Origin of the sequence: Pseudomonas sp. HY7a-MNA-CIBAN-0227 (assembly GCF_040310325.1) — a bacterium.
In the GTDB taxonomy this organism is placed as follows: Bacteria; Pseudomonadota; Gammaproteobacteria; order Pseudomonadales; family Pseudomonadaceae; genus Aquipseudomonas.
In genome coordinates this window covers 1-18,325 of sequence record NZ_JBEOPT010000004.1, presented here as the reverse complement: position 1 = coordinate 18,325, position 18,325 = coordinate 1, and the positions used below count along the sequence as shown (strand labels likewise).

Sequence of the window (18,325 nt, the reverse complement as noted above, 5' to 3'; positions counted from 1 at the left end):
ATGAGCAACGCGAGCAGTGATCAGCGGGGCCATCACGAAAGCCCAACTGATCAAAGCATAGCAACCGTCTCAGGGTTTGCTGGGTTCTGTGCCTTGCGTTCGTCCGCTTTCCCAGCCACCGCCCAGGGCCAGGAACAAATCGATCTGGCTCATGGCGACCTGGGTGTTGGCCTGGGCCAACTGGGCGCGCATGTCGGTGTAGGTGCGGGTAGCTTGCAGGTCTGCCAGGAACGACGCGCGGCCGGCCTGGAAGAAGCGATGGGTCTGGTCGGCAGCCTGTTGCGCCGACTGTTCGGCATCGGCCAGGGCGTCGCGGCGCTCCAGCTGAGCGGTGTATTGCGCCAGGCCGGTCTGGGTTTCGCGGATGGCGTTGAGCACCACCCCGTCGAAATGCGCCAGCGCGCCCTGGGTCGCCGCTTCGGCTTCGTGGATGCGCGCGCGGGAGCCATTGGACGGCACCGTCCAGCTCAACAAAGGTCCGAAGCCCCAGCGGTTGGCGGCGGGTTTGCCGAGGTTTTCCAGCAGGCCGACGGTGCCGATGGAGGCCCCAATGCTGATGTCCGGGTACAGCTCGCCGGTGGCGACACCGATGCCAGCGGTGGCGGCAGCCAGGCGGCGTTCGGCCTGGCGCACATCGGGGCGACGCTTGAGCAACGTGGCGCCGTCGCCCACCGGTAGCAGTTGGGCGATGTGCGGTAGCTCGGCGCAATCGCGGGTGCCGGCAGGCAGTTGGTCGACGGGCTTGGCCAGCAGCATCGACAGGCGGAACAACCCAGCCTGGCGCAATGCTTCATAACGCGGCAGTTCGGCGCGCAGGGATTTGAATTGGGTTTGTGAACGGGTGACCTGGGTCTCATCACCACGGCCGGCGTCCCGCAGGCGTTGGGTCAGGCTCGTACTTTGTGCTTGCAGGTCGAGGGAATGCCGGGCGATTCCCAGCTCCTCATTAGCCGCGCAGACTTGGGTGTAGGAACGCACCACATCCGCTACCAAGGTAATACGGGCGGTATCGACGGCCGCCTGGGTCGCATCGGCATTGGCCTGGGCGCCTTCGATACCGCGCTGCAAAGTGCCGAACAGATCGAACTGATACGAGGTGGTAATGCCGACGTCACCGACGTTGCCCACTGGCACTTTATCCGCCAGCAAAAACGCTTCGCCGGATTCCTGCAAGCGCTGGGCACCCAGCTTGACTCCGCCGCTCCAGCCGCCCGCAGACTGCGCTTCTTGCACCTGGAAACGCGCCCGTTGCAGGTTGGCTGCCGCGACGCGCAAGTCGGTATTGGAGGCCATGGCCTGTTGCACCAGTTGATCCAGTCGCGAGTCCTGATAGAGCTTCCACCAATCGGCGGGCACCGGTGCCGAGACCACGTTGGCGCCCTGCCCGGCCATCTGCCCTTGCAGGTCACCACGGTTCACCGCGGCCTGATCCGGCAGTTGATAATCCGGCCCAACCACTTGGCAAGCCGACAGCAACAACCCCAGCCCAGCGGTTGCTAACAGCCGTTTCATGGTTTGTCTCCCGCATTGGGCTGGTCGTCGATGATCGATACCGTGGCCGTGCGCCCGGCGATCATGCGAAAGTTCGCCGGCACCTTGTCAAAGGCGATGCGCACCGGAATCCGCTGGGCCAGGCGCACCCAGCTGAACGCCGGGTTGACGTTGGGCAACAGGTTGGCGCCGCTGCTGCGGTCGCGGTCTTCGATGCCGGCGACGATGCTCTGCACATGGCCGCGCAGGCGGGCGCGGTCACCGACCACGCGGATGTCGACTTTCTGGCCGACGTGAATGCCGTCCAGCTTGGTCTCTTCAAAATAACCGTCGATGTGGAAGGAGTTGCCGTCCACCACCGACAACACCGGGCGCCCGGCGGTGACGAACTCCTTGACTCGTGGTGCGCGGTCGTTGACGTAGCCATCCACGGGGCTGGTGATTACCGAGCGGTCGAGATTCAATTGAGCGCTGTCCACCGCCACTTGCGCTTCGGCAAGGGCCGATTGGGCGCGGGCCACGCGGGACTGGCTTTCTTCCAGTTGCTCGCTGGCCACCAGGTTGCCAAGGCCACGGTTACGTTTGTTTTCACGCTGGGCCTGGGCCAGAGTTTCCTGGCGGTCGGCCATGGCGGCCTGGGCTTGGCGCAAGGCCAACTTGAAGCGGTCCTGGTCGACGGAGAACAGCACCTGGCCGCGCACCACCAATTGGTTGTCGCGCACGTCCACTTGCTGGATCAGCCCGGAAACGTCCGGGGCGATCTGCACGATGTCGGCGCGGATGTGCCCGTCCCGCGTCCAGGGCGCAAACATGTAGTACATCACCATGCGCCACACCACGACGCAGGCGAAGGTCACCACCAATAACGTCAGGACCACGCGGCCGATGGTCAAAAAAGGTTTTTTCATGTCATCAGGTATCGACTGAGTGAATCCACTGCGCCCAGTAACAGAGCGTAGAGACCCACATTGAACAATGCCCGGTGCCAGACCAGGCGATAGAAGTGGAAGCGCGTCAACAGCCCGTGCACCACCAGGTACAACACATACGTAATGCCCATCAGCACCAGCAGCGTGGGCAGGAACACCCCGCTGATATCCAGATCACCGATCATAAAGGCGCTCCATCAGGTAGCGGCGCGTCCATCTCGCCTGCGCTGACAAACTCCACGCCCGGCAACAGTGACAAGCGCAAACCGCTGAGGGCATGGAGCAGGTGCAAGCGGGTCTCGTCTTCGCCTTGCAGGCCTTGCCCGTTAAGGGCGCGGCGGGTGCGGTCCAGGGTCATCAGCAGACCGCTGGGAGTCGGCAAGCGTTCACCGGCTTTCAGGCACGCCTTGAAATAGACGCCGACGTCCTCCACCACCTGGTTGAGCAGCACCCGAGGCACGCCGAGGATTCTTGGCGAGTAGGCCTGCAAGTCCATCAGGCTCAGCGCCACGCCCAACTCACGCAGTGCGATCCCGGTGTCTTGCCCGATGATGGCCAGACGCGGCAGGTGTTGCATCAGCCGGTCGAGCATTTGCGCGCCCATGTGCCGATGTTCGGCCAGGGTTGCAGGCTTGGTGAGGCTGACGATGTCGCGCCAGCTGAAGCGGGTCAGGCGCTTGGCCGCCAACTCCGCGCCGAACGGGCGGGCGATCAGGGTCCAGAGGAAGGCGAACAACAAGCCCACGGGGCCGGCCAGGTTGGAATTGGCGAAGCTTAGAAAATCTGCGTCGTAGGCGCCCTGAATGCTGATAAACGAGGACGTGTTGACGATGGTCAGCAGCATGCCCAGGTAAAAACGCGGCTGTACGGTCAGGGTCCCGACGCAGATAAACGGCACCGCGAAGGCCAGCACCAGCATCGGAAAATCATGCAGGTTGGGCAGGATCAGAAACAGGTAGAGGCTGGCGAACACCACCGACAGCGCGGTCCAGAAAAAGAACTTGTAGATCTGCGGCGCCGGGTCGTCCATCGAGGCAAAGAAGCTGCACGCTACCGCCGCGAGAATTACCGCGCTGCCGCCGTCGGTCCAGCCCAACAGAATCCACAACACCGAGGCGACGATGATCGCGCTGACCGTGGAAAACGCCGAGTAGAACATCAGGCCTCGGTCGAGGAATGGCGTCAGCCGGCCCAGGCGCCAGTGGCGGTAGACAGCGCGCCAGGTGTCCAGGTTTCCGCACTGGATGGCCACTTGCAGGCTGCGGCAGTCTTGCCACAAATCGATCCATTCGCCAAGGCGATAGAGGGCGTTGGAGAACAGCAGTTGATAGCGGTCGTCCAGGGCGTCGGGTTGCAGGGCTTCAAGTTGATCGCGCAGGACGCGCCAGCGTTCGACGGGCGCGTCCTTTTTGGTGCTTTCCAGCCACTCGGTGGTGGCCGCCAACAGCGGCGCTAATTTGCCGACCAGCTCCGGGGTGCGGCGCTCCAGGGCATACAAGGCGTCATCCAGGGCCTCCACCACCGGCAGCAGGTGGATCATCCGCCCGCGCAGCTCTTTGGTGTTGCGCACCGTTTGCGGCCGCGCGCCCTCGTGGGGGAGTTGGCCGATCATTAATTCCAGGGTGTTGAAGGTGGCGACCATCCCGCCGCGCAACGTGCTGACCTCTTTGGGTTGCACGTTACGACTGAGAAAACGCTGGCTGTAGACCTGCGCGTCGGCAAACCATTTGCTGACCGAATCATCAAACACCGGCGCCAGGCGCCGAGGCCAGAACATCGCGCCGACCACCGCCGCCACGGCGATACCGAGGAAGATTTCTTCAGCGCGCGCCTCGGCCACGTCCCACACCGCCAAGGGGTTATCCACCACTGGCAGGGCGATCAGCGGCAAGGTGTAGCCGGCCAGCATCAGCGCGTAGCTGTTGGCGGTGCGCAGGTGCAAGGACAGGAACAATAAAATCCCGGTCCACAACGCAATGACCACCACCAGCAGGTAAGGCGTCTGCACAAACATCGGCACAAAAAACACCGCCGCCATCGCCCCGAGAAAGGTGCCGATGGCGCGGTATAACGCCTTGGAACTGGTGGGGCCTACAAAGGGACTTGAGACGATATACACGGTGGCCATCGCCCAATACGGACGCGGCATTTGCATGAGCATGGCGATGTACAGCGCGATCATCGAGGCGGCGAACGTTCTTACTCCATAGAACCAGTCTCGTGCCGGCGGCATGCCGGTAAAAAATCCGTTCAAGAAGGCACTACCGCAGGGTGCTGATGGGCGCCTTCGAAAGCGCGCAACACGCGCAAGGCGGCCTCCAGGTCTTGGGGAGCAATGTCCGCCAGCACTTCACGGCGCAGGCGCACCAGTTGCTCTTCCACCGCTTGCACCAGCTCACGGCCACGGGCGGTGAGGCTCAGGGCCTTGGCGCGGCGGTCGTGAATATCTTCGCTGCGGCACACAAAACCTGCGCTGCACAGCTGGTCCAGCAGGCGCACCAGGGATGGGCTTTCCATCCCTGACGCCTGAGCGACCTTGACCTGATGCACTCCGTCGCCGAGACGGCCGATCATCAACAGCGGCACGGCGCAGGCTTCGGAAATGCCGAAGCTCACCAGCGTGGTCTGGCAGATTTTTCGCCAGTGCCTGGCACCCACCACCATGCTGCTGCTGATGTTCATGTGAAGTTGTTCGAGATTTGGGGACACTTGATTGTTCGCATACAGTTAGTTTGCTAACTATCAATATGGTGGATGGATACGAGCCCGTCAAGTTTTGATACAAATTGGTGGATTTGGAGACGCAGAGTAAGCAGTGCTGCATTCCTACGCGTTCATGTCTCGGCTACGCCGCAACATCAAATTCAATTCATCCACCACCTCCGCCCAATCCGCATCATCCAAAATCTCATCCCGCAAGAACGCCTTCTGGCTGTCCGTCCAGAAAAACGCATCCGCCAGGTGCAGTTCGGGCTTGAGTGGAGAGTGGACGGCGACGAAACGCTCGATGCTGATCGGGTCATCGGGCAGGCCGAGTTGCTTGAACAAAGACGGCAAGCTGTGGACTGGGGATTGCATAGTGTGTTCCTGAACAGGGGGTTCACTTGAGTCTAGCCTCACAGGCGAGCATAAGCCTGGCGCAGCTTAATCGCAGCCCTCCCGGTGAATCGCCTCCGGCACGTTACACAGCACAAACAGGCGCGCCCGAGCGCCGCCGCCGCCCTGCTGACTGAGCTGGCGCCAGCCTTCGGGCAGAGGGGCAAAGTCATCCGGCGCTTCATTGCTGCTGATCAACCACACGCGTCGAGTATCGGCAGGTATAGCCGACAAACGATCGAGGTAGATCCGCCCACCGTCCTGATCCACCAGGGTGCCAAAACCATAGGCATTGGGGCGCGTTGGCGTGCCATCGGCCTTGGGCGGAGTGTAGAGCTGCAACTGGGCATCGGTCTGGTCGTAATAGACGTAGCTCAGGTACCACATCATGTCGCTGAGGACGATGCGGTCATCCTCCTGGTAGTTGCGGTTGACGAACTCCACCGGGACGTTGAACTGGTCATGCTCATCGACAGCGAAGTTGTTTTTCAACCCCACCAGCTCCACGGCGATACACAACACGAACAGGGCTGCGCCAAGTATCGAAAAACGTACCAACAAGCGATCCACCGCCAATGCCAGGAGGATCGGCAAGCCCAGGGCATACACCGTGAGATAACGCTCGATAAAGACCGGGGAAATGAACGAAACCCCAAAGACCAACAGCAATGGCAGCATGAAAAACAGTGCCAGCAACCCACCAAACCGGTAGCTGCCTTGATCCCGCCAGGCGGTCACGCCCCCCACTGCCAATAGCAACACCGGCAACAGCAAAAACAATGGCTGCCATAGGCCGTCGCCTTCGTCCTGGATGAGAAACTGCCAAATCATCGCTGGCACGGAGAACAGGTTGACCGGCTCTTCCCAACCGATATCACCGCCCACCTTGAGCTGTTCGATGTGCTGCACCAAGCCCAGAAAGTTCGGCAGCCAGGGCAAATACAGCACGACGATGGCGACATTGGCCCACCACCAGGGCGCGCGGGTAACAAGCCGCAAGCCAGACGTGCGTGGCAGTCGCAGCAACGCCAGCCACGACCAGTGCACCAGCACGCACAGGGCGGTGAAGTAATGGGTATAGAAACCCGCCGTCATCAACAGTACATAGACGACCAGATACCGCGTCCGCTGCGGTTGCCGGGCCCAATAGACCAGCGCCAGGGTGGCGCCCAGCAGCCATACGCCCAGCAACGAGTACATCCGCACTTCCTGGCTGTAGCGCACCGCCGTGGGTAGCAGCGCCAGCAGAATCGCGGCCAGCACCGCAGCGCGGCGGGTCGCAATCACGCGCGTCAGCCAGATACCCAGGCCGACGGCGATGACACCGGGGATCGCACTCATGCTGCGAATGGAGAAAATCCCGTCACCAAACAGTTCAATCCAACCGCGCAGCAGGAAAAAATACAGCGGAGGATGAACGTCATGGGCGGCGTGGAACCACAGGTCAGTCAGAGAATACTCACTGAGCAATAGGCTTGAACCTTCATCACCCCAGATCGCTGAGGCGGTCAAGCCATAGAAACGCAAGGCCATGGACAGCGCCAGGAGCGGCACCCACCAGAGCCGACTGATCCAGCCTGCGCTCCCCCACAGGTCGGGGTTGAGCACAGAACAGGCCCCGACCTTGTCGTCTTGTTCCGCCACAGAGCGTCGCACCTCTATTTCCTCACCCACGGCCCTTCTCCAGGGCAAAACCCGCGCTTGCGCGAACACTCGCCACTCTAGGTCAAAAGACCTTGATTCGCCTGCCGTTTTGCCACCAATCGGACAAATCTGAACTCTTCGTAGGCCTGCACTGATGCCTTTGCAGGTTCGCGCTATCATTGCCGCCTTCCAAGGATTCAGGATCAAGGACACCTCATGCACATCGGTCTTCTGGCTGTGCCTGCTCCGACACGGTAATGCGTGACGCCGATTAACCACGGCCTCAGGCAATTCCAACCCCCGGGGTCCTCGGCACAGGTTTAGTGTTTCTATTCGCTGACGCTATTAGCGCTGCATGCCCCAACGTTTCACGGTGACCCGCTCCAGGGTGTCAAACACCAGGTTTTCCACCAGCAGCCCGATGAGGATCACCACTGCCAGCCCGGCAAAAACCTTGTCGGTGTACAGCTCATTGCGGTTCTGGAAGATGTACCAGCCCAGGCCGCCCTTGCCGCTGGTGGCGCCGAATACCAGTTCGGCGGCGATCAGCGTACGCCAGGCAAACGCCCAGCCGATTTTCAGCCCGGCGAGGATCGACGGCAACGCCGCCGGAATCAGGATGAACAGCACAAAGCGCATGCCCTTGAGGCCATAGTTGCGCCCAGCCATGCGTAGGGTTTCCGAGACGCCGAGAAACCCCGAGTAAGTGTTAAGCGCCAATGCCCACAGCACCGAATGCACCAGCACGAAAATCAGGCTGTTCTGCCCCAGGCCAAACCACAACAACGCCAGCGGCAACAACGCAATCGCCGGCAACGGGTTGAACATCGAGGTCAGGGTGCTCAACAGGTCGCGGCCCAATTGGGTCGATACCGCCAAGGTGGTCAGGGCGAATGCCAGCACGATGCCGATCAGATAGCCCTTGAGCAGCACCACCAGCGAAATGCTGACCTTGCCCAGCAACTCGCCGCTGGCAATGCCGTCGTAGAACGCGTGGAAGGTCTGCAAAAAGCTCGGCAGCAGCAAGTCGTTGTTCTGATAACGAGCGGCCGCTTCCCAGAGGATGGCGAGCACGATCAGGATCAGGCTTTTGCGCAGCCAGCCTTGTTGCCACAGACGCTGACGCAGAGGCAGCTCGCGTTCCACGGGGACGCTGAGCAGCGGTTGGAGGGTGATTTCATATTCCTGGCGCATGCTGTAATCCTTCAAGGTGCAGCCCTTCAATAAGCGATGCGGATATCGGCGAAACCCAGCTCACGTTCGGCTTCAGGCACTTCATCAAACAACAGCCGATGAATGCGCCGCGCCGAGGCCTGGAACTCCACACCGCCAAGGCTGTGCAGGTCATATTGATGGCTGTGGATTTCCGCGCGAACCCGTCCCGGATGAGGCGACAGCAACAGGATGCGATTACCCACCACCAGCGCTTCTTCAATGGAGTGGGTGACGAACAGCAAAGTGAAGCGCACCTCTTCCCAGAGCAGCAGCAACTCCTCCTGCATCTTGCGCCGGGTCAAAGCGTCGAGGGCAGCGAAGGGCTCATCCATCAGCAGGATTTTCGGCTGCATGGCCAAGGCTCGCGCAATCGCCACACGCGCTTTCATGCCGCCGGACAGCGTGTGCGGATAGGCATCGGCAAAGGCCGTCAGGCCGACTTTTTCCAGGTAGTGCAGTGCCCGCTCCTCGGCTTCGCGGCGCTTGAGGGTTTTGGAGGCGAGCAGTGGGAACATGACGTTCTGTTTGACGGTTTTCCACGGTGGCAGTTGGTCGAATTCCTGGAACACCACGATACGGTCCGGGCCCGGCTGGTCGACCTTTTGCCCCAACAAGCGGATCTCGCCTTCACAGGGTTTGATAAACCCGGCGATGGCCTTGAGCAACGTTGATTTACCGCAGCCCGAAGGCCCCAGCAGCACAAAGCGGTCGGCCGGGTCGATCTCAAAGCTGACCTGATGCGTGGCCCGCACCACCCGTTCAGGCGTGCGGTATTCAAGGCTGACATGGTCCACCGACAGCAGCGCGGAAGGGGTCTGCAGGTTGCTGGCCGTGTGGCCTTGCAAGGGCGCGTTCATCTCAGCTCCCTTGCAACGGCTTGGCATCCTGAAAGAAGTAATCCTTCCACGATTCGGGTTTGTTTTTGATCGCGCCGACACGGTAGAGGAACTCGGCCAGCGGGTAGGTATTTTTCGGCGTAACGCTGAATTCAAATTGCGGGTTATCAATGATTTTCAGCAGCGCAGCACGGTCGATCTTGGCCTTGGTCACGCGGATGTAGGTGTCGGCGGCAGCGCCTTTATCGTTCTGGGCGAACTGCGCGGCTTCGGTCAATGCCTCGACGAAAGCCTTGTAGGTTTTCGGGTTGTCGTTGCGAAATTTCTCGGTGGTAAACAGCACCGTCGGCGAGTTTGGGCCCAACAGGTCATAGGTATTGAGCACCACATGGACGTTGGGGTTGGTCAGCGCCTGATCCTGGAACGGCGGATTGGAGAAGTGCCCGGTCAGCTCAGTGCCGCCGGCGATCAGTGCAGCGGTGGCATCCGGGTGCGGAACGGCGACGGTGTACTTGTCCAGGCGATCGAATTCCTTGTCGCCCCATTGCTTGGCGGCGGCGTATTGCAGGAAGCGCGACTGCACGGAAACGCCGACGGCAGGCACGGCGATGCGGTCTTTCTCGGTGAAGTCAGCGATGGTCTTGACCTTGGGGTTGTTGCTCACCAGGTAGTAAGGAAAGTTGCCCAGGGAGGCGACAGCCTTGACGTTCTGCTTGCCGTGGGTGCGGTCCCAGATGGTCAGCAGCGGACCGACACCAGCGCCGGCAATATCAATGGAGCCGGAGAGCAACGCGTCATTGACCGCCGCGCCACCGGACAGTTGGGTCCAGTCGACCTTGATGTCGATGCCCTCCTGCTTGCCGTATTTCTCGATCAGGTTCTGGTCGCGCACCACATTGAGCAACAGGTAGACGATGCCGAACTGTTCAGCGATGCGAATTTCGCCTTCCGCCTGGGCTACGGCCGGTGCGATCAGGCTGCCAGCCAGCAGGCTGACGCTTAGGCCAAGTGTTGCGGCCAGTCGTGCGAATGGAGTTTTCTTGGACATGGTGCTGCTCCGAATCAGAAAGGCGCGTCGCCCTGGATGGTGGTGCGGTACAGCTTGCGGCGCAGGTAGCTGGGGCAACCGGCGGCCAGGTGGACCAGCGAGCGGTTGTCCCAGAACACCAGGTCGTGGGGCTGCCATTGGTGGCGGTAGATGTTTTCCGGCAGCACGCTGTGGGCGTAGAGCTGGGCCAGCAGGTCGCGGCTTTCGTCCTCCGGCAGGCCGACGATGCGGGTGGTGAAGCCTTCACTGACGAACAGCGCCTTGCGGCCGTTTTCCGGGTGGGTGCGCACGATGGGGTGTACCACTTCGGCGACCTGGGCCAGTTGCTCGGGGGTTAGCGTCGGGCGCCAGTTGCCTTCGAATTTGGTTTCGCTGTAGCGCGCGGTGTAGGAGTGGGCGGCGCTGCGGCCTTCGATGGCCTGGCGCAAGTGCTCGGGCAGTTGCTCCCAGGCTTTGTGCATATCGGCGAACAAGGTGTCGCCGCCTTCGGACGGCAGCTCCTGGGCGTGGAGCATCGAGCCCAGGCTCGGCAGTTCCTTATAGGAAAGGTCCGAATGCCAGAACTTGCCGGCGTCTCCCAGGCCGATGGATTGGCCGTTCTCGATGATGTTGGAGACGATAAGGATTTGCGGGTGGTTGGCCAGCAGGAACTGTTTGAGCACGTGGATCTGCAGCACGCCAAAGCGGCGGCTGAAGGCGATCTGCTGTTCGGGGGTGATGCGTTGGTCGCGAAAGACCACGACGTGGTGGTCCAGGTGAGCGCGGTGAATGCGGGCGAAGTCCTGGTCGTTGACCGGGCGGGACAGGTCCAGGCCAATCACCTCGGCGCCGACGCTGCCGGGGAATGGGCGGATGTCGAAAGTTTGGGTGGTGGTTGGAACAGCGGAGGTTGCAGGCATGGGTTCACTCCCGAGCGATCAGGAGAGTGACTTTATAGATATAAGAACCGCAGTTTAAATACCGTTAGAGAATATCTATATGGCTTTTGGGCCGCAGCGTCAGAGGGCAGCCGGGGTGCGGCCCTCTCCACTTTCGTAGCAGCCGCCGAGCTTTAGCGAGGCGGCGACAGGTGCGACTCCGTGCCGAGGCCAGGCTTCAGGTCGGTGAGGTTCAAGACGGTATCTACGTCAACGCCTGTATTCAATCTGGATTAGCGCTCGTGCAACGCCTCTGCCCGCGCCCGGATGATGGGCTTGAGCAAGTAGCTGAGGATGCTTTTCTTGCCAGTGATGATATCCACCGAGGCGACCATGCCGGGGATGATCAGCAGCGGCTTCTCATCGGTGCCCAGGTGGCTGCGGTCGGTGCGCAGGGTGATCATGTAGTAAGTGTTTTTCTTGTCTTCATCGGTGATGGTGTCGGCGCCGATGCGTTCCAGCTTGGCCTTGAGGCCGCCGTAGATGGTGTAGTCATAGGCGGTGAACTTGACGATCGCCTCCTGCCCCGGATGCAGGAAGGCGATGTCTTGGGGGCGGATCTTGGCTTCCACCAGCAGGGTGTCGTTGAGCGGCACGATTTCCACCATGTCGCTGCCTGGCTGAATCACGCCGCCAACGGTGTTGACCAGCAGTTGCTTGACGATGCCACGTACCGGCGAGGTCACCAGGGTGCGGCTAACCCGATCTTCCAGGGCCTTGCCGGTGGACTCGGCCTTGTTCAGTTCGGTGCGGGCTTCGTTGAGTTGGGTCAGGGCTTCACTGCGGAATTTGCCGCGGGTCTCGTCGATTTTGCGCTGCACTTCCTTGATCGCCGATTCGGCGCGGGGAATGGCCAGGGTAGTGGCATCCAGTTGCCCACGGGTTTCCATCTCGGCGCGCTTGAGGCGCAGCACTTCCACCGGCGATACCGCGCCCTGGGCCACCAGCGGCTCGGACATGTTGATTTCCTGGCGTTGCAGGCTCAACTGGTTGCGGTACTGACCTTGCTTGGAGCTGAACTCGCGCAGTTCCTGTTGGCGCTGCACCAGTTGCTCCTGCAAGCCGCCGATCTCATCCTTGAGCTGCTGGCGACGGCTCTCGTACAAGGAGCGTTCGTTGGCCGCCTGGCTTGGCGCAGCCTTGAGCACGTCGTCAGTGATATTGAGCGGACGATCATCCACCTGGGCGCTCAAGCGTTCGACTCGCAGCACCATGGACAGCCGCTGCGCTTCGGTTTCACCGGCGTTGGAGGCAAAGCGGGTGTCATCCAGGCGAATCAGCGGAGCACCGGCTTCAACGATCTGGCCTTCATGCACGTACAACTCGGCGACAATACCGCCTTCCAGGTTCTGGATTTTCTGTAGCTTGGAGGACGGAATGGCTTTGCCGTCGCCACGGGTTACTTCGTCGATGCTGGAGAAATACGCCCAGGTCATCAAGAACAGGAAGAACGCGATGATCGCCCAGATGGTCAGGCGGATGACCCGCGGCGCATCTTCGATCAACGCCTTGTTGACCTCGGGCAGCGGTTGATCATGAAGAGATTCGGAGCCTTTAAAATAGCTGCCGATCGAAGCTTTGATAGAGTTAAGCGACACTGATTTGCCCCTTCTTCAACGCTTCCATAACCACGGCTTTCGGGCCGTCCGCGAGGATCTGCCCACGGTCGACCACCAGCAGGCGGTCCACCAGGGACAGCAGCGAGGCACGGTGCGTGACCAGCACCACCGTCTTGTTTGCCACCACAGCTTGCAGGCGTTGTTTCAAGCGTTCTTCACCAGTGTTGTCCATGGCGCTGGTCGGTTCGTCGAGCAGCAGGATAGGCGGGTTGAGCAGCAGGGCGCGAGCCAGGGCGACGTTTTGCCGCTGGCCGCCAGACAGGTTCTGCCCACGCTCGCCGACTTGCAGCTCGTAGCCCTGGGGGTGCAGGCTGGCAAACTCATGCACACCGGCAAGCTCGGCGGCTTGCAGGACCACCTCGTCTTCGACGTAGCGGGCGCCGGAGACCAGATTGTCGCGCAGGGTACCGGCCAGCAGTTGGATATCTTGCGGTACATAGCCGATGTTGTGGCGCAATTCACTGACGTCGATCTGGCGGATGTCCACGCCGTCTACCAACAGCGCACCGGAGTCTGGTTGATAGAGGCCCACCAGCAGTTTGGCCAGAGAGCTTTTGCCCGAACCGCTGCGGCCGATGATGCCGATTTTCTCGCCGGGCTTGATCACCAGGTTGATGTTCTTCAGCGCCGCGTTCTGTTGGTTCGGGTAGGTGAAGTTCAGGCCACGGCACTCGATGGCGCCTTGCAGGGTGCGGCGGCTCATAGGGCGTTCTTCGAAATTGCGCTCTTGGGGCAACTCCATCATCTGGTCCACCGAGGTCATAGTGACCTTGGCTTGCTGGTAACGGGTCAGCAGGCCCGACAGCGAGGCCAGCGGGCTCAGGGCGCGGCCGCTGAGCATGTAGCAAGCGATCAAACCGCCCATGCTGAGGTTACCGTCAATGATCTGGTACACGCCGAAGACGATCATGATGACGCCGGCCAGTTGCTGGATCAGCAAGGTTATGTTCATCGACAGGCCCGACAGCAACTTCACCCGCAGTTCAAGACGGCTGAGGGTTCCGATGGTCTGTTCCCACTGGTACTGGCGTTCGCTTTCGGCGTTGTTGACCTTGACCGCGTCCAGCCCGGCTAGGGTTTCGATCAGGCTCGACTGGCGCTCGGCGGCCAGGGCCATGGTTCGCTCCATGGTCGCCACCAGGGGTTTTTGCAGGGCGTAGCCGATCCCCAGGGCAATCGGGAACGCCAGCACCGGAACCCACACCAGGTGACCACCGAGGATGGCGATCACCAGGAAGATCAGCAGGGTGAACGGCAGGTCGATCAGGCTGGTGAGGGTCAGGGACGCGAGAAAATCGCGCAGGCTCTGAAATTCGTGGATATTCTGGGCGAAGCTGCCGACCCGCGCCGGGCGGTACTTCATGGACATGCCGACAATGCGCTCAAACAGCGTGGCCGAGATGATCAGGTCGGTCTTTTTCCCCGCCAGGTCCAGGCATAAGCTGCGCAGGCTCTTGAGGATCAGGTCGAACAAGTAGGCGCCGCCGATGCCGATGGCCAGCACCCACAGGGTGGCCGTGGCCTGGTTCGGCACCACGCGGTCGTAGACGTTCATCACAAAGAGCGGCGCGGCCATGGCGATGATGTTGATCAGGAAACTGGCGGCGATGGCGTCGGTGTAGAGCCAGCGCGAACGCTTCAAGGTGTCGCGAAACCACGAGCGGGCACGGGGAATCAGGGTGCCGTGGTTGACGTCGAATTTGTGCTGGGGCTGGGCGAAGAACACTTTGCCGGTGTAGTCATCGGCGAGCTGCTCGCGCTTGATGATCACTTCACCGCCGTCGCTTTCGCTGAGCAGGATTCGCGCTTCGTCCTCGCCTTGCCAGCCGACTAGCACGGTGCTACGACCGTCCTTGAGCAACAGCAGCGCCGGCAGGGCAATGGTGGGGATCTGTTCGAGCTTGCGTTGCAGCAAACGCCCCTGCAACCCGGCACGGGCGGCGGCACGAGCCAGCAGATCAGCACTCAGGCGCTGCGCGGGCAGCGGCAGGCCGGTGGTGAGCATCGCCGCACTGGCCGGCTTCTGGTGCAGGGCACAAAGCGTCAACAATCCGTCGAGTAACGGGTCGTCGTGCAGCGCGCGTGGATCATGACTGAGATAATCTCGACTGACTTCTGATTCCACGCGAACACTCTCAACTAACGATTGGACAATGAGTTTTTACTCAATTCATCCCAGGCAGTTGAACCTTCGGCTTCACATCGTTTTGTACGACGGAGGCCATCGGTGCGACCACTCCCTGGCTCTTGAGCAACTCGCCCATGGTCGCCTTGATTCGGTACTGAGTAAATAACTGAACGTTTTTTATCTCTTCCAGGCGCCGGGAGGCAGTGAACAGCTCGTTCTCGCTGTCGAGCAAATCCAGCAGGGTCCGCTCGCCGAGGCTGAATTGCTTCTGATAGGCGCTACGCACGTTGTTGCTGTGGTCGACATATTGCTGGGCGATCGGCACCTGGGCATTGGCGTTGTTCAGGGCGTTCCAGGCCAGGCCCAGCTCTTCGTTCAACTGGCGCAAGGCGTTGTTGCGGATATCCAGGGCCTGGTTGGACTGGTAGGACTTGGATTGCAGGTCGGCCTTGTTGCTGCCACCGGCGAACAGGTTGAAACGCATACGCACCATGGCTTCCCAGCCATTGTTGTGGCTGGCGTCGCCGTCGATGTTGTTATCGGCGTTGGTGCCAAGCTCAGCATCAAAACGCGGGTAGAAGGACGACTTGGCCGCTTCGTACTGCTTTTCGGCGGCAACGATATCGGATTCGGCAGAGCGCAGGATCGGGCTGTTGTCGAGCATCTGGCGGCGCGCTTCATTCAAGTCGACCGGCAGCAGTGCCATGAATGGGGCAGGACGTTCCAACTGGTCCGGCATCTGGCCAACGGCGCTGAGGTAGTTGGTTTGGGCATCGGCCAGGTTGGTCTGTTCGGTGATCACATTGTTGCGGGCCTGGGCCAGACGGGCTTCGGCCTGGTCAAGGTCGGCACCGCTGCCCACGCCACGCTGGGTGCGCAACTTGATCTGGTCGTAGATGCGTTCGTGGTTGCGCAGGTTGTCTTCGGCCAGGCGCACAAATTCACGACGAGTCAGCACGTCGAGGTAAACCTGGGCCACTGTCAATCCAGTGCGCTCGGAGGTGCCGAGCAGGGAGTACGCGCGGGAGTTAACGTTGGCTTGTTGACGCCCGACTTCGCTGGAAGTAGCAAAGCCGTCAAAAATCATTTGCTGCAGGCGCAAGCTGGATTCACTGCGATTGAGCGTGTCCCAGTGGTTGCTGCTATTGGTTCGGGTAGACGAGCTATCGGTGCCTTCACGACCGTACCCGGCGTTCAGATCGACGCGCGGCAAATAACCGCCCTGGGCGGCTCGCAACTGGTAGTCGGCAGACAGGCGGCTGTTGACGCCCGCCTGGATCTCCGGATGCACATCCAGCGCTTGCTGCATGGCCTGGGGCAATGTTTGTGCTTGTACGAAGCTGGCGGCGAGGACGAACGGTATAGCCTTGAGCAGTTGCAAACGCATTAAAAAATTCCCCAGGACTTCTTGTCTCAAATCACAGCAACTCATGTCGCTGCGTCGAAAAATGGCAACCGTAATGACCGTGCGTCGGAAAGTTCAAAAGCGGAACTGGATCACACACCGTAGGACGATTCGCCACGTAAATATCAATGTGACATTAGTGGGACGATTGTTTAGGATGGAGCCCATAAGGTCAATAGTTTGGCATAAAGTTAATTTCCAAAAAATTACAGCCAAATTATTGACGATTAATCTGTCAAAACTTAAGCACCTCCAAACTGGCATCTAAATGATTGTCAGGACTATGGAAGTCACCCGAACGGATCGCCGGAGAAATCTTCAATGAGCAGCGTTGTTGCCATCGTTAAAAGCATTGTTGGCCAAGTGTTCGTCATTTCTCCGGAAGGGGTCAGACGTGTCCTCGTTGAAGGTGATCGTCTGTTCGTCGGAGACCAGATAGACACCGGTCTCTCCGGCGCCGTGAGTCTGGAACTGGCCGACGGCCGGACCCTGGACCTGGGCCGCGACACCCAGTGGAGCGCCGACGCCCCCGACTCCAGCACCGACCTGGCCGAGGCCACCGCGCAAGCCGCACCGTCGGTTGCCGAACTGCAGCAAGCCATCGCCGCCGGCGCCGACCCGACCACCGAGCTGGAAGCCACCGCTGCGGGCGCAACCGCTGCAGGTACGGGCGCCGCGGGTGGTGGTCACAGCTTCGTGGTGCTCGATGCAACCGCAGGCCGCGTTGACCCAACGATTGGTTTCCCGACTGCCGGCCTGGCCGTTACCACGGCCCCATTGACCGAGCGCCTCGCCGCGCAACCGACCACCAACGCTGACCAAGCGGGCCCAGCCGCGCCCGTGCCATCGACCCTTACCCTGGGTGCCACGCCGACCATCACCGAAGCTGGCGGCGTGCTGACCTACACCGCCACTGTGACCCAAGCACCCACCAGCGACCTGAGCATCACCCTGTCCAATGGCTCGGTGATCACCATCCCGGCAGGCCAGTTGACCGGCACCGTCAACGTGCCCATGGCGCCGAATGACAGCCCTTATATCGATCCAAGCCAGATCAGCGTCACCGTTACCGGCACCACCGGCGGCACCAACCTGGATCTGACCATCAACCCGGCGCCGGCCGTGACCCAGATCACCGACACCATCGACACCACCACCGTCACGCTGACGGCGGGCGAGAGCGTGACCGAAGGCGGCCAGATCACTTACACCGCGACGCTGACCAACCCGGCACAAACGCCGGTGACCGTCACCTTGAGCAATGGCTCGGTGATTACCATTGAAGCGGGCAAGTCCACCGGCACGGTGGTGGTCGATACCCCGGCCAATGACGTTTACAACAATGGCAGTACAGTCAGCACCACGATTACTGGGACGACGGGTGGGAATTTTGAGAGTCTGGTGCCCAATACTGCGCCGGCTGAGACGAAGATTGTCGACTCGCTGGACAACACCGGCCTGAAGCTGAGCGCTGAAGGGTCGATTGTTGAAGGCGGCAAGATCACCTACACCGCCACACTGACCAACCCTGCCGACACCGCCGTGACCGTGACGCTGAACAGCGGCGCGGTGATCACCATCGAAGCCGGGAAAACCAGCGGCCTCGTCGTGGTCGATACGCCGGTCAACGATGTTTACAACAATGGCAGCACCGTTACGGACTTCATCAAGTCCACCACCGGCGGCAATTTTGAGCAACTGACACCTAACACTGCGCCGGTTGAGACCAAGATCGTCGACTCGCTAGACAACACCGGCCTGAAGCTGAGCGCTGAAGGGTCGATTGTTGAAGGCGGCAAGATCACCTACACCGCCACACTGACCAACCCTGCCGACACCGCCGTGACCGTGACGCTGAACAGCGGCGCGGTGATCACCATCGAAGCAGGGAAAACCAGCGGCTTCGTCGTGGTCGATACACCGGTCAACGATGTTTACAACAATGGCAGCACCGTTACGGACTTCATCAAGTCCACCACCGGCGGCAATTTTGAGCA

At 60.8% G+C, this 18,325-nt stretch carries 14 protein-coding genes and 2 pseudogenes; 2 read left to right on the top strand and 14 right to left on the bottom strand.

Annotation, left to right across the window (positions count from 1 at the left end; translation table 11 throughout):
- Positions 1 to 69 precede the first annotated feature (69 nt).
- From AAEZ06_RS08175 to AAEZ06_RS08110, 14 genes are all read right to left on the bottom strand, one after another.
- A complete protein-coding gene (locus tag AAEZ06_RS08175) occupies positions 70 to 1,512 on the bottom strand; it encodes an efflux transporter outer membrane subunit (RefSeq protein WP_149414253.1) in 1,443 nt (480 codons plus the stop codon).
- On the bottom strand, positions 1,509 to 2,399 hold the full coding sequence (locus AAEZ06_RS08170) for an efflux RND transporter periplasmic adaptor subunit (RefSeq protein ID WP_350613799.1): 891 nt from the start codon (positions 2,397 to 2,399) through the stop codon (positions 1,509 to 1,511). The genes AAEZ06_RS08175 and AAEZ06_RS08170 overlap by 4 nt, the downstream gene beginning before the upstream one ends.
- Positions 2,396 to 2,605 carry a DUF1656 domain-containing protein gene (locus AAEZ06_RS08165; RefSeq protein WP_149414255.1) on the bottom strand — a complete coding sequence of 70 codons (210 nt, stop codon included), beginning with the start codon at positions 2,603 to 2,605 and terminating at the stop codon, positions 2,396 to 2,398. The genes AAEZ06_RS08170 and AAEZ06_RS08165 overlap by 4 nt, the downstream gene beginning before the upstream one ends.
- Complete coding sequence (locus tag AAEZ06_RS08160) at positions 2,602 to 4,674, bottom strand: FUSC family protein (RefSeq protein WP_350613796.1); 2,073 nt, start codon at positions 4,672 to 4,674, stop codon at positions 2,602 to 2,604. Before AAEZ06_RS08160 ends, AAEZ06_RS08165 begins: the two co-directional genes overlap by 4 nt.
- Positions 4,671 to 5,102, bottom strand: a complete 432-nt coding sequence (locus AAEZ06_RS08155; RefSeq protein WP_149414257.1) for a MarR family winged helix-turn-helix transcriptional regulator — start codon at positions 5,100 to 5,102, stop codon at positions 4,671 to 4,673. The genes AAEZ06_RS08160 and AAEZ06_RS08155 overlap by 4 nt, the downstream gene beginning before the upstream one ends.
- Before the next feature lie 144 nt (positions 5,103 to 5,246).
- Positions 5,247 to 5,498, bottom strand: coding sequence for a DUF2789 domain-containing protein (locus AAEZ06_RS08150; protein WP_149414258.1), 252 nt, complete (start codon positions 5,496 to 5,498; stop codon positions 5,247 to 5,249).
- A 66-nt stretch (positions 5,499 to 5,564) separates the two neighbouring features.
- Positions 5,565 to 7,172 (bottom strand): glycosyltransferase family 39 protein, encoded by a 1,608-nt coding sequence (locus AAEZ06_RS08145; protein WP_350614086.1) that lies wholly within the window; start codon positions 7,170 to 7,172, stop codon positions 5,565 to 5,567.
- A gap of 333 nt (positions 7,173 to 7,505) precedes the next feature.
- Positions 7,506 to 8,354, bottom strand: coding sequence for an ABC transporter permease (locus tag AAEZ06_RS08140; protein WP_350613793.1), 849 nt, complete (start codon positions 8,352 to 8,354; stop codon positions 7,506 to 7,508).
- 26 nt (positions 8,355 to 8,380) lie between these two features.
- Positions 8,381 to 9,232: an ABC transporter ATP-binding protein gene (locus tag AAEZ06_RS08135; protein WP_149414260.1), complete on the bottom strand. Its 852-nt coding sequence runs from the start codon at positions 9,230 to 9,232 to the stop codon at positions 8,381 to 8,383.
- Position 9,233: 1 nt separating this feature from the next.
- The gene (locus tag AAEZ06_RS08130) at positions 9,234 to 10,259 is read right to left on the bottom strand and encodes an ABC transporter substrate-binding protein (RefSeq protein ID WP_149414261.1); all 1,026 of its coding nucleotides are present in this window, start codon (positions 10,257 to 10,259) and stop codon (positions 9,234 to 9,236) included.
- Between the two features lie 14 nt (positions 10,260 to 10,273).
- On the bottom strand, positions 10,274 to 11,158 hold the full coding sequence (locus AAEZ06_RS08125) for a TauD/TfdA dioxygenase family protein (RefSeq protein ID WP_149414262.1): 885 nt from the start codon (positions 11,156 to 11,158) through the stop codon (positions 10,274 to 10,276).
- Between the two features lie 251 nt (positions 11,159 to 11,409).
- A complete protein-coding gene (locus AAEZ06_RS08120) occupies positions 11,410 to 12,774 on the bottom strand; it encodes an HlyD family type I secretion periplasmic adaptor subunit (RefSeq protein ID WP_149414263.1) in 1,365 nt (454 codons plus the stop codon).
- Positions 12,764 to 14,920: a type I secretion system permease/ATPase gene (locus AAEZ06_RS08115; RefSeq protein WP_149414264.1), complete on the bottom strand. Its 2,157-nt coding sequence runs from the start codon at positions 14,918 to 14,920 to the stop codon at positions 12,764 to 12,766. The genes AAEZ06_RS08120 and AAEZ06_RS08115 overlap by 11 nt, the downstream gene beginning before the upstream one ends.
- 40 nt (positions 14,921 to 14,960) lie before the next feature.
- Positions 14,961 to 16,310, bottom strand: a complete 1,350-nt coding sequence (locus AAEZ06_RS08110) for a TolC family outer membrane protein (RefSeq protein ID WP_133103588.1) — start codon at positions 16,308 to 16,310, stop codon at positions 14,961 to 14,963.
- Between the two features lie 339 nt (positions 16,311 to 16,649).
- On the opposite strand from AAEZ06_RS08110, the pseudogene AAEZ06_RS28535 reads away from it, so the two are divergent.
- Together AAEZ06_RS28535 and AAEZ06_RS08105 are read left to right on the top strand one after the other, a co-directional pair.
- Positions 16,650 to 17,088: pseudogene (locus tag AAEZ06_RS28535) on the top strand (retention module-containing protein); the annotation flags it as partial.
- A gap of 74 nt (positions 17,089 to 17,162) precedes the next feature.
- Positions 17,163 to 18,325: pseudogene (locus AAEZ06_RS08105) on the top strand (immunoglobulin-like domain-containing protein); the annotation flags it as partial.